Consider the following 12,710-nt stretch of genomic DNA (forward strand, 5'->3'; position numbering starts at 1 on the left):
ACGCCGTCGCCGGCGATGGGGTCGATGCTGATCTCAGCCTCGCCGCTGAGGTTGACGCTGTAGTCGCGCTCGGCGTCGGCGCGGTAGGGATTGCCCGCGGCGTCGCTGCCGATCACCTCGGCGGTGACACTGTCATGCTCGGCCAGCAGTGCGCCCGGGACGTCGATGGCGTAGTTGCCGTCGGCATCGACCGTACCAATGAAGGTCTCGCCGCCCACGGTCAGGGTGACGGTGTCGCCCTCGCCGGCGTCGCCGCCCACCGTGCCGGTGATGGTGACGTCACCTTCGGCTTCTTCGCCGTTGACCACGCCGTCGCCGGCAATGATGTCGATGGTGATGGTGGCGGTGGCCTCCAGGTCGACGCCGTAGCCACGCTCGGCGTCGGCACGGTAGGGGTTGCCCGCGTCGTCGCTGCCGGTCACCTCGGCGGTGACACTGTCATGCTCGGCCAGCAGGCTGCCCGGGACGTCGATGGCGTAGTTGCCGTCGGCATCGACCGTACCAATGAAGGTCTCGCCGCCCACGGTCAGGGTGACGGTGTCGCCCTCGCCGGCGTCGCCACCCACCGTGCCGGTGATGGTGACGTCGCCTTCGGCTTCTTCGCCGTTGACCACGCCGTCGCCGGCAATGATGTCGATGGTGATGGTGGCGGTGGCCTCCAGGTCGACGCCGTAGCCGCGCTCGGCGTCGGCACGGTAGGGGTTGCCCACGTCGTCGCTGCCGGTCACCTCGGCGGTGATGCTGTCGTTGTCGGCCAGCAGTGCGCCCGGGACGTCGATGGCGTAGTTGCCGTCGGCATCGACCGTACCAATGAAGGTCTCGCCGCCCACGGTCAGGGTGACGGTGTCGCCCTCGCCGGCGTCGCCACCCACCGTGCCGGTGATGGTGACGTCGCCTTCGGCTTCTTCGCCGTTGACCACGCCGTCGCCGGCAATGATGTCGATGGTGATGGTGGCGACCGGCGCAGTCACCGAAACTTCACCTTCCGCCGTGTCGGCGCCATCCTGGGCCGTCGCGGTCACGGTCAGCGTCACCGGGTCGGTGAAATCGATGGGCACAGTCAAGACGAGGCCGGTAATCGATACCTCCTGGGTGACCGGGTCGACCGCTACCGTGTAGCTGCCATCGCTTTCCAGCGGCAGCGTCCAGGTTCCGTTCTCGTTGCGCTCGCCAGCGGAGAGCGTAGTACCCTCCGGCACCTCGACGACTACCGAGACGATCGATTCAGAGAAATCGATATCGGTCGGCGTAGCGACGATTTCGACCGCATAGGTCGTGGCAGCCACATAGCTCACCTGGTGTACCAGGTAGTCGTTGCCACTACCGTAGTTTGCCTCTCCCTCACCGGGCGTAGCGAATTCAATCGCAGCGATCCACTTGCCTTCCGGCGCTTGGCGGGTAATGACTTCGCCAATCTGGTCGAAACCACCTTGCGGGCTGTTGCCGCTGACGACGAACGCCTCGGACGAGCCATCCGTATAATGCACGACATACTTGGCGTATTCCGAACTACTCAGCCAGGCAAGCTGGAAAGAGACCGACTCTGCAGGCGTATCCAGCGCCACCTTGAGCGATTCGCCATTGCCGATTTCGCTGTCTGCCCCGTCGGAGGCCGGCCCTGCCACACCAAAACCGGTCGGCGAGCCCGACGAGCGAATGCTGATCTCACCGGCAGTGCCATTCTTGAACGCTTCGACGCTGAAGCCTTGCGGATCATTCACGTTGGGGCCGCCCAGCGTGAGTTCCAACGTACCGCTCTCGGCCAGCGTCACGCTGACATCGGGAGTGTCGGCCACCGGCGTGACGTTGATATCGAGCGTGGAGCCCACCGTCGTGAGACCGTTGGTGACGGTGTAGGCAATCTGCGGCACCGGACCGCTGTAGTCCTGATGCGGCTCGAAATGATACGAGCCATCGGCGTGAATCGTGAGCGCGCCCTTGCCTTCGAGCACGACCGTCTGCCCGGGCACGTAGGCAACCCCCTCCACTTCGAAGCCGCTTACTGACGCCTCGCCAACGTTGGTTTCCGCATTGTCGAGCAAATTGCCGGACAGCGGTGTGTCTTCCATAGTCTCTACCGTCTCGCCGGCATCGGAAACATCGTTGTCCAGGATCGTGCCGGTTGCCGTGACGTTCCCTACGGTGAGTGTGAAAGTCTCGGTGTCTTCCACCAGATCATCGTCGACGGTGGGAACCGCTACGGTGAATTCGGACACGCCAGCCGGGACCGTGATCAGGCCGGTGGACGGATCGTAAGTCACACCATTGCTGAAACTGAACTCGCCGGTGAAGTCCTCACCCAACGTGGCCGTACCGCTCTCGAGTTCGAGTGTGTACGTATTACTGTGCGGGCTCGCGTTGGAGAGAACGACCTTGAACACCGCGGCTTCGCCTTCGGTCACGATCACATTGCCGATCGCAGGGTCGCCGTCCGGTCCTACCCGGACGATATCCGGCACGACCTGGTAGGGCCGCTCGGCGACGGCATTGTAGGGGTTGCCCGCGTCGTCGCTGCCGCTGACGCTGGCCTCGACCTGGCTGTTCTCAGCCAGCAGCTCACCCGGAACGTCGATGGCGTAGACCAGCTCGCCCTGATCGTTGGTGACTACCTCGCCGCTGAAGGTCTGGCCGCCCACGGTGAGAGTGACGGTGTCGCCCTCGCCGGCGTCGCCGCCCACCGTGCCGGTAATGGTGATGGCCTGCTCGGCTTCTTCGCCGTTGACCACGTCGTCGCCAGTGATCGCATCGATGGTGATGGTGGCTTCGGCAAACGTATCCTTGACCGCATCGTCTTCAGCCGTCCGTGTTCCACCGGTCTGGTCCACGACACTGGCATCGACGGAGACAGGGCCATCCACCAAGTCACTGAGATCGGCTTCGGTCTGATAATTGCCCTCGGGATCCACCGTTGCCGTCGTAGTGACCGTATTTCCTTGCTGGTCGGTCACCACGAGGGTAACGATGCTGCCCATGGGAACGTTGGTTGTCGTACCGGTCAGAGGTACCTGGGTCACGTTCTGGCTATTGAAGTCACCAAGAGAGACAGTAATGGTGCCAGGCGGCAGCGGCGCGGCTTCATCCGACGCTTCTTCGCCCCCTGCTGCCCCCTGCAAGGCGCCATCCTCGATCTCCGGCAGGTCGCTGGCCTGCCCCAGGCCAAATTCGAATGCCAGCGGATTGACGTCTTCCGCGATGCGCGCCAGGCGCACGAAGTTATGCCCGCCATCGGCAGCACCGCCGGGACCGGCGCCCGCCGCAGTGGCATCGAGTATGTCGAGCAGGTCGATGCTGTCGTCATCCAGCGCTGCCAGCAGGGCTTCGAGATCGTCATCCAAAGCGGCGAATTCGGAGGCATCGGCCGCTTCGCCGGCATCGAGCTCCGGGGTCATGACCACTTGCTCGCCACCTTCGACCAGCGCCGGGTTCAGTCCGTCGCCAAAGTCGAGCTGGACGCTTCCGTTATCGGAGGTGATCAGCACCTCGCCTTCCTGAAGGGTATCTCCCACGCGCAATTCGCGCAGATTGCCTTCGGCATCGCGCGCCCAAGCCTGACCCGTAATCGAAATAACTTTGGCTGTGACCATTTATGGCGTCCTGTGTGTCTTTGTGACGGGCAAATGCCCCGATGATCGTTTTGGCACAAATTACGCTGCAGGAAAGCCAATGGACATTGAACCGATGGACAGGTCAGGTAAAAACCTGCGCAATCTGGATAAAAAAGGCCTATCGGATTCCGATAGGCCTTCAAGAAAAGAATATTCAACTTTCAGGCGACGTTCTCGTCCTGCTTCGCCAACCTGAGCACCAATTGCATACGATCCCGCACGCCAAGCTTGCGAAATACCGCGCCGAGATGCGCCTTGACCGTGCGCTCAGTGATGTCGAGCTGGCGGGCGACCTCCTTGTTGCTGCGCCCTTCCGCTACGGCCAATGCCACGGCACGCTCACGCTCCGTCAGCGCGGACAGGCTCTCCTGGGGCAGATTCTCGCGGCCTCCCAGAGTGGTGAATGCGGCTCCCACTACCTTGCTGAGCAGCTCGGCCGGCACCCATATCCCCTGGTTAGCGGTGACCAGCGCAGCCTGCCCCAGCAGATCGGGCGGTGAAAGCGCATGGACATACCCACGCGCACCGGCCTGAAGTGCCTTGAGGGCTTCTGCTTCGCTCGGCGCCAATGACATGACGACGATGATCGCACCCTGTGCAGCCAGCGTCCCTGAAAGCGACGGCCAATCGGCATGATCCGCCATCAGCCAGACACGATCGCCACTGTCCACCACGGTGCGCGCCTGGTCAGGATTGATTCGCCGCACTTCGGGAAAGGCGCTGTGCAGTCGCGGAATCTCTGCACGCCTCTGACTAACGAACAGGATTGCCATTATCGTTCCCCCATGGAGTCGCTCCATGCCCGCAATACGGGTTTGAGTAGATACTGCATTACGGTGCGCTTGCCGGTCATGATGTCGACCTGGGCCGTCATGCCGGGGATGACCTGGATGTCGCTGCCCAGGTTTTCCCCTTCGAGCGTTCGCACACGCACCAAGTAGAAGGTGTTGTCGTTGTCGTCGGTAATGGTGTCGGCGCTGATGTGGTCCAGCTCGGCCTCGAGGCCGCCGAAAATGGCGAAGTCGTAGGCGGTCAACTTGATGGTGGCCGGCTGGCCGGGGCGCAGGAATGCAATGTCCTGCGGGGCAATTCGCGCTTCGACCAGCAGTTGATCGTCGCTGGGAATGATATCCACCACGTCCTGACCAGGCTGCACCACACCGCCAAGGGTGTTGATGCCCAAGCGCTGCACGACGCCGTCCACCGGCGAGCGAACCTCCGCCAGCCGCACCCGATCCTGCAGGCCGGCACTGGACTCATCGAGCGCCCCAAGATCGCCGATGGTCTGGGCCAAGTCGTTGCGCCATTCGCTACGCCGTTCGGCGCTGACTTCGCGCAGTTGGGTGCGCGCCTCTTCCACGGCCGCTTCGAGACGTGCAACCGAGGCCGCCGCCTGGTTGCGTTCGCCCGTGGCGCGAGACACTTCACGCTCGAGACGCAGGATATCGACTTCGGAAACCGCCCCCGAAGCCAACAACGGGCGAGTCAGGTTCAACTCCTGGCTGGACATGTTGGCCTCGCGCTGAGCGGTGTCGCGCCGGGCCTTGGCCTCGTTGAGTTCTTCTTCGCGCTGGCGTATACGGTCGCGCAGGATGCTCTCCTGTTCGCGCAGCTCCTCGCGCCGGCTCTCGTAGACTTCGCGCTCCTGGGCGACGATGTCCGGGGCTTCGTTGCGCAGCTCATCGTCGGGGTTGAAGGGTGTATCGGTCACGAGAGCACGCAGCCGCTCGGCACGGGCGCGAAGTGCCAATGCCTGGGCGCGGTTCTCACGAAAGTTGGCGATGAAGCGGGTGGGGTCGATACGCATCAGCACCTGCCCCACCTCGACCAGTTCCCCTTCGCGCACCAGGATCTGCTGCACCACGCCACCGTCGAAGGACTGCACTTTCTGTAGCTGACTGGAGGGAATCACTCGGCCGGTGCCACGCGTTACCTCGTCGATCGAGGCAAAGTAGGCCCATGCGATCAGCGCCGCGAAGGCGAGCAGCACGGTATAGAGAAAAAGCCGTGCCCGGATCGGGTCCTGCTGCATGCGCGCCCAGTCGGCATCGCTGGCCCAGTCGCGATTGAGGTGGGCGGACGTCACCCGCTTGGAGAACAGACGATCCATGAAGGGACGGAATGGCTTGCCGCCCACCTCGGTGAAACGCCCGATCGCCTCGAACCCTTGCTGCTCGGCACTCTTGCCCTTTGGCTTGGGAGAGATGACGGTCACTAGCTGGCCCTCCCGATCTGGCCCTTGCGCAGAGCCTCCACGACCTTGTCGCGCGGGCCGTCGGCGACGACCTTTCCGGCGTCGATGACGATGATGCGATCGACTAGCGACAGCAGCGAGGTGCGATGGGTTACCACGACCAGTGTCTTGCCCTCACCGTACTGCTTGAGATTGACCTTGAAGGCCTCTTCGCTGGCGTGGTCCATGGCGCTGGTGGGCTCATCGAGCAACAGGATCCGTGGATCGTGAACCAGCGCCCGCGCAATGGCCACCGCCTGGCGCTGGCCACCGGAGAGCATCTGGCCGCGCTCGCCCACCTGGAGTTCGACACCGTGGGGATGGCCGTTGACCAAGCCTTCCAGGCCGCTGAGCTTGATCGCACGCAGCAGCGCCTCGTCGTCGACACCATCACTACCGGCACCGGCCACGATGTTGTCACGCAAAGAACCGAAGAACAGGCTGACGTCCTGCGGCACGTAGCCGATGTGACGCCGCAGTTCGACGGGATCGAACTGGCGCAGATCGACGCCATCGATCATCACCGAGCCCGCCGTGGAGGCATATAACCCCAGCAACAGCTTGTTGAGCGAGGTCTTGCCGCAACCGACACGCCCCAGAAGGGCCACCTTCTCGCCGGGCTCGATCTTGAGCGAGATGTCGCGCAGCGCATCGCGCTCCTCGTCCGGGTAACGCAGCGTGGCCTTGTCGAAGCGGACCTCACCACGCACTACCGGCCTCGAGATGAACGATTTGCCTTCGGGCCGTTCCACGGGGCGCTGCATGACGTCGTTGAGGGACTTCAAGGCGGTAGCCGACTGGTGATACTGGGCCAGCAGCGCTGCGGCCTGGCTCACCGGGGCCATGGCGCGAGAGGACAACATGTAGGCGGCAATCAGCCCGCCTTGGGTAAGATTGCCGTCGATGATCAGGTAAACCCCAATCAGGATCACGCATACCGCAACGGTATGCTGGGCCCACATCGCCACGTTGGAAACCGAAGTGCTGACCAGGCGCAATTGGGCCGAGGTACGGGAGAGGAAGGCCGTGGCCTTCTCCCAGCTTGCCTGGAGGCGACTCTCGGCACGCAGGGTCTTGACCGTTTCCAGCTGCGACAGGGATTCCACCAGGTTGGCATTGCGCTGGGCGCTGACTCGCCAAGTGGTCTCGGAGAGTTCATGCAGCTTGCCCTGGGCCGCCATGGCGTAGAGCAGCACGACGACGATGCCGGCCAGTACGGGAAGCGCCAGCGGCGCACCGATCAGCGCAATGATGGCGGCAAAGAACAGGACGAAGGGAAGATCCACCAGCGCCACCACCGTGGCCGAGCCGATGAAGGAGCGCACCGATTCGAAGGATTGCAGGGTCGAGGCGAACGATCCGGTCGAGGCGGGCCGAGCCTCCATGCGCAAGCCCAGCACCTGAGCCATGATCCTCGAGGACAGTTTGACGTCGGCCCGGCTCGCCGCCAGGTCGACGAAGGCACTGCGCATCAGGCGCAGCGCCAGATCGAAACAGAGCACGATGAAGATACCGGCAGCCAGTACCCACAGCGTTTCGGTGGCGTGGTTGGGCACCACGCGGTCATAGACGTTCAGCACGAACAGTGGCATGGCCACGGCAAACAGGTTGATGACGACCGAGCCGGCGATCACATCGCGATAGAGCCGACGGTTCTCACGTATGACGCCCCAGAACCAATGACGAGAACGTTGCTTGTCGACCTCGGGGCCACGCGCATCGAAGCGGAAACGCGGGCGTACGTAGATGGCCTGTCCGCTGTAGCTCTCGGCCAGCCCATCGAGATCGACCTCGCTTACGGCATCGCCCAGTTCGGGGAAGATCACCTTGGCGCGGCGCGTCTTGAGATCGAGCGCCACGAGTACGCAGGCACGACCCGGCTCCAGAAGGAGTACGGCAGGGAACAGTGCGGGGTTGAGCTGTACCAGCCGGCTCTTGACGATGCGTGCCGTCATTCCGGCCCGAGCAGCAGCTCGTGGGAAAACGCCAGGCGTCAGGCGCCCCTCTTCCAGCGGCAGGCCAGCGGTCAACGAATCGGACGTTACCGCATGGTCATGGGCAAGAGCGATGGTTTGCAGGCACTCGAGCAGCTCGTCGCGAACGGCGGAGCGGGCGGCACCCAGGGAGGAATCCAGTACTTCTTGCTGTGTCACAGGGACCTCGGGTATGAGGCCCGCCCGGCACTGCCGGACGGGATGGCGCTATACAACGATCGCTGCCCGTGTCGAGCGAACCCGCGACAGGCAGCATTTACCCCAGGTCGTTCAGCCTTGTACGACGTAGCTGTCGGCATAGCCAAGGCGCTTCAGTTCGGCACGCAGTGCCGCCAGTTCGCCAGGGTCGCCGATGGGGCCAAGCTGCACCCGATGCAGGTCGGAAGTGCTGACCAATCGCATCGGCTGGGCAAAGGTGTCACTGAGCTGGTGGCCGACATTCTGTGCACGCTCGGGGTTACTGAGCGCTACCACCTGCAGATAGGCCCCCTGCTGAATACTCTCCACCTGCCGCTCGACCTGCGCCACGGCTTCCAGCTCACCATAGACGCTGGCCACAGGATGGGTGTCTGCCCAGGCAGAGGCAACGTTCGGTTGGGTCCACTGCTGCACGGCGCCCAGGTCGAGGTTTTCGCCCACTCTTTCGAGGGTGACCTCGACGCGGCGATTCTGGCGACGCCCTTCCACCGTGTCGTTGGTGGCCACCGGCTGCCGTGAGCCGTAGCCGCGGGTCTGGATCAGGCCGCGATCGACACCCTGGCTGGCCAGGTAGTCTGCCACGCTGTCGGCACGCCGCTGGGAGAGCGGATCGTTGATGGCATCGCTACCCGTGCTGTCGGCATGGCCGGCGATGAAGACCCGCGCCAGGTCGGTACGATTACGGATCTGTCCCGCCAGCTCGGCGAGTTCCTGACGCGCATCGGGACCCAGCTCTGCGCTGTTGATAGCGAACAGGGCATCGGCAGAGAGCGTGATATCGGGAGCGCGGGTCGGCGCCGGCGCGCTGATGCCGCGGGTGAAATCCGCCAGGGTATAGCCACTCGGGCCTTCGACCGGGCAGAGAATACTGGGGTCGAGCGCCACACCGTCGCTGCCCAGTTCGGCCAGGGTCGGCATGTCGTCGCGCCTCACGCCCAGGGCCTGCATCAGCTGACCCATGGCGGCAAGCGCACGGGCATCGGCCAAGGCAATGTCGTACTCGGCATTGGTGTAGGCCCGGCTTGCTTCGAAGTATTCGTTCTCGCTGTCGAGCACGTCGAGGAGGGTGCGCTGACCGATGTCGAACTGCTGCTGATAGGCGCCGCGCACACGGTCGATCGACTGGCGATGCTCGTTGAGGTAGCGAATCTGCTCGCGCAGGCGCTGGGTATCGTTGTAGGCGATCTGGGTAGTCTGGCGCACGTTGGTGCAGGCCAGGTCGCGCTGATCGACCGCCTGCTCGACACGGTCGCTGGCTGCCCGGAACGAGGCGAGGTCGCTGCCGCCACGATACAGGTTCATGCTGGCGACCAGTTCGATGCTGTGGCGATCGCGCCGACCGAAGCCATCGAAGCCGCTCTCGTTGTTATTGGTACCGGTACGGCCACGCAGGTCCAGGCGCGGCTGGAACCCGGCCTTGGTGCCCGACTGCTCTGCCCTTGCCGCTTCGATGTTCTCGATGGCAGCGTGGAAATCGGGGTTGCCCTGGAATGCCAGGTTGACCGCCTCGGCCACCGAAGGTGGCAGGCGATCGTCGAGCTGCGGTGCCGGGGCCAGGTTCTCGGCTGGCAGGCCGCCGACGATGCGCTGATAGCGCGCCGTGACGTCATGCAGATTCGAAGCCTCGGTCATCAGGTTCGACTCAGCCAGGGCCAGACGACCGCTGATCTGCTCGAGGTCGACCCCGCGTCCGGCCCCGGAGCGCACGCGCTCCTCGATCTGGTTGAACACGCGCAGGTGATCGGCGTAGTTGCTCTGGGCCAGGCGTACCAGCTCGCGATAGCGGCTGACATCGAGGTAGGCCCGCGTGGCTTCCAGTGCCACGTTTTCGCTGGCACCAAGCAACTCGTAGTAGCGCACCAGCTCGGCGCGATCGAGACGCTCCACCTCGCTGCGTGTGGCGAAGCCATCATAGAGCATCTGCGTCAGGCGCAGTTCGGCGAAATCGGTATCGTAGCTGCCGCGCCCGTCGCCCTCCCGCTCCTCGCGACCGATGCCTGCGGCCAGGTCGATGCTCGGAAGATAGTTGCCACGCGCCACGCCTACGTCATGCCCGGCGGCACTCAGGCCGTTCAACGCAGCCTTGACTTCAGGGTTGGTGGTCAGCGCTTGACGTACCACCTGCTGGATGTCGGCGGAGCCCGGCGCAGCCAGGCCCGGCGGCAGTGTCTGGGCCACTGCAGCGGCCACCGGAAGAAGTGCCAGCGATGAACCCACCATCACAGCCTTGGCCAGCCGGTGGACACGAGGGAGGTCGATTACGTTTGTCATGGGTGTTCCCTTTTCATGATTCGGATGCCCCGTCTGCACAGGCAATCCGTCGAGTTGTGAAGACATGTTCTTGTTATTACGGGGCTCATCCGGAGAAGCCGGATGGTGCATCCATTCCCGATTCCCTTATCTACCGTCTTGCCTGGCCGACATCATCACATGTAACATAAATGTAACCGCAACAGCAATATTAGATTATCCTAAAGTTACTTTATGTGGGGCACGCCAGGCAATTTGCTGTACTTTTGTAAGCTAGCGTAACCGAGACAGTGAAAAAGTCCAATAGATTTGGATCACCGTTTTTCAACCTTTGGCATGACATTAATTATGATGAGTTCGACTGTGCGTTGGGCATACCTGGACAGTGGCCATGCCAAACGACGACGCTCTCTCCCGACGACCGGCAAACATGCTATCGTCAGCCCCATGACCGACATGAGCCATCAGCACAAGGAGAGACGTCATGTCCACCTCATCCGAGATTCAGAAAACTCGCGTCATCAATGAGCTACGCGGCTTCATCAAGAAATTGCTCCAGGAGCCCCAGATTCTGGAACGCTCCCTGGAGATCGCACGACGCCACTACGGAGAGGGCAACCCGGAAGGCGCCCAGGCCCGTATCGCCAATGAGATTTCCGATACCACCAGCGTGCACATTCCCGAGGACCCGCAGGAGCATTCGGAAGCCGACAGGCTGTTTCTGGAGTTGCTCAAGGAGGTAATCGGTGAGGAACAGGCCCTCTACTAAGGAAACGCTGCATAAATGTCTGCGCTTCCCTAAGCGCGATGAGAACCCCAGCGGGCGCCACGCCGCCCGCGAGCCTCACCTCACCGCTCGCCTAGAACACGCCTGCCCGCTGCTCTGGTATAATGGCAAGCAATTGTTTTCCAAATCTTTTACAAGTGCTTGCCAATGTATTACCTGCTGAAGCTGTTTCCTGAGATCACCATCAAGTCGCGTTCCGTGCGCCGCCAGATGACGCGCTGCCTGGTCGGCAACATCCGCAATGTGCTGCGCCCGCTCGGCGATGACCTGTACGTTCAGGGCGGCTGGGATGCCTTGAAGGTACAGGTACCCGATGGAGCCTCCTCCGAATGGCATCGTCAGTTGGCAGAGATGCTGTGCCTCATTCCCGGTATCCACGAGGTGCAGTGTGTGGAGGAGGTCTCCTTCACCTCCTTCGCCGACACGACCGAACGGCTGCTGCCGGTCTGGCGCGATGCGATCGCAGGGCGGACCTTTCGCATCACGGTCAAGCGCCGGGGCGAGCATGACTTCACCTCGGAGGACCTGGAGCGCCACCTGGGTAGGGAACTGCTCGATGCCGCACCGGGCTCGAGGGTTCAGCTCAAGGCGCCGGAGGTGGACGTGAGAGTGGACGTGGTCGAGGGCCGCCTGCGCCTGGTGCGTCAGCGCTGGCCGGGGCTGGGCGGTTACCCCCTTGGCCTGCAGGGCCAGGCCCTGGCGCTGATCTCGGGCGGCTACGATTCGCCTGTCGCGGCATGGAAGATGATGCGGCGCGGTATCAAGACGCATTTCCTGTTCTTCGAACTCGGCGGTGCCGGGCACGAGGCCGCCGTGCGTGAGGTCTCTTCCCACCTGTGGGAGACCTATGGCCGCTCGCATCGGGTGAAGTTCTTCGCGGTACCGTTCGAAGGCGTGGTGGCGGAACTGCAGCGTAGCATACCCGATGGGCTCATCGGCGTAGTGCTCAAGCGCATGATGGTGCGGGCAGCGAGCCGCATCGCATCGCGCGCGCGCATTCCCATGCTGGTGACCGGAGATGCCATTGCCCAGGTCTCGAGCCAGAGCCTGACCAATCTCGTGCTCATCGACGAAGCCAGCGACGTGCCGATCCTGCGCCCGCTGATTGCCGAGGACAAGCAGACGATCATCGATACCGCTCGCCAGATCGGTACCGCCCCTTTCGCCGAAGGTATGCCTGAGGTATGCGGCGCCGTCTCCCAGCGGCCCAACACCCAGGCGCGCCACGACAAGGTCGCTGCTGCCGAGACGAACTTCGACTTCAGCGTGCTCGATGCTGCCGTGGAACTGGCCGTATTGACTCGCTCCGACCGACTCCTGGAACCGCTACCCGGCAGTGAGCCGCACTTGGAAGTGGTGACCGACCTGCAGGCCATGTCCAGCGCGTCCAATGTCAGCGTGATCGACATTCGCCCTCCGGCGGAGCGCGAAGCCGCACCGCTCACGCTCGATCAGGTGGAATGCCTGGAGATTCCCTTCTTCGAACTCCAATCACGCGCCGAGGCGCTGCCCGACGACCGTCGCTACCTGCTCTACTGTGACCAGGGGGTGATGAGCCGCATGCAGGCCATGCACCTGCATGATCGCGGGTTGAGGCACTTCGGGATCTACCGCACCCGATAAGGATACGCGCGGCGCTTTGC

General features: G+C 63.2%; 7 protein-coding genes. 2 read left to right on the plus strand and 5 right to left on the minus strand.

The features are described 5' to 3' along the window. The 5 genes from ACUY1T_RS02900 to ACUY1T_RS02920 form a co-directional block, all read right to left on the minus strand. On the minus strand, positions 1 to 3,584 hold a 3,584-nt coding region (locus tag ACUY1T_RS02900; protein ID WP_446020228.1), incomplete at its 3' end, for a retention module-containing protein. Positions 3,585 to 3,766: 182 nt separating this feature from the next. Then, positions 3,767 to 4,378 (minus strand): LuxR C-terminal-related transcriptional regulator, encoded by a 612-nt coding sequence (locus ACUY1T_RS02905; protein ID WP_446020229.1) that lies wholly within the window; start codon positions 4,376 to 4,378, stop codon positions 3,767 to 3,769. Continuing rightward, positions 4,378 to 5,820, minus strand: a complete 1,443-nt coding sequence (locus ACUY1T_RS02910) for an HlyD family type I secretion periplasmic adaptor subunit (protein WP_446020230.1) — start codon at positions 5,818 to 5,820, stop codon at positions 4,378 to 4,380. The genes ACUY1T_RS02905 and ACUY1T_RS02910 overlap by 1 nt, the downstream gene beginning before the upstream one ends. After that, complete coding sequence (locus tag ACUY1T_RS02915) at positions 5,820 to 7,991, minus strand: type I secretion system permease/ATPase (RefSeq protein WP_446020231.1); 2,172 nt, start codon at positions 7,989 to 7,991, stop codon at positions 5,820 to 5,822. The genes ACUY1T_RS02910 and ACUY1T_RS02915 overlap by 1 nt, the downstream gene beginning before the upstream one ends. A gap of 111 nt (positions 7,992 to 8,102) precedes the next feature. After that, positions 8,103 to 10,301 carry a TolC family outer membrane protein gene (locus ACUY1T_RS02920; protein WP_446020232.1) on the minus strand — a complete coding sequence of 733 codons (2,199 nt, stop codon included), beginning with the start codon at positions 10,299 to 10,301 and terminating at the stop codon, positions 8,103 to 8,105. Positions 10,302 to 10,764: 463 nt separating this feature from the next. Here ACUY1T_RS02920 and ACUY1T_RS02925 point away from each other — a divergent pair, with 463 nt between their 5' ends. Both ACUY1T_RS02925 and thiI read left to right on the plus strand, forming a co-directional pair. After that, a complete protein-coding gene (locus ACUY1T_RS02925) occupies positions 10,765 to 11,049 on the plus strand; it encodes a hypothetical protein (protein ID WP_446020233.1) in 285 nt (94 codons plus the stop codon). Between the two features lie 165 nt (positions 11,050 to 11,214). Further along, entirely contained in the window at positions 11,215 to 12,690 is a 1,476-nt protein-coding gene (gene thiI, locus ACUY1T_RS02930) for a tRNA uracil 4-sulfurtransferase ThiI (RefSeq protein WP_446020234.1), read from the plus strand. The last annotated feature ends 20 nt before the right edge of the window (positions 12,691 to 12,710 follow it).

It is taken from the genome of Billgrantia sp. Q4P2 (assembly GCF_052806135.1).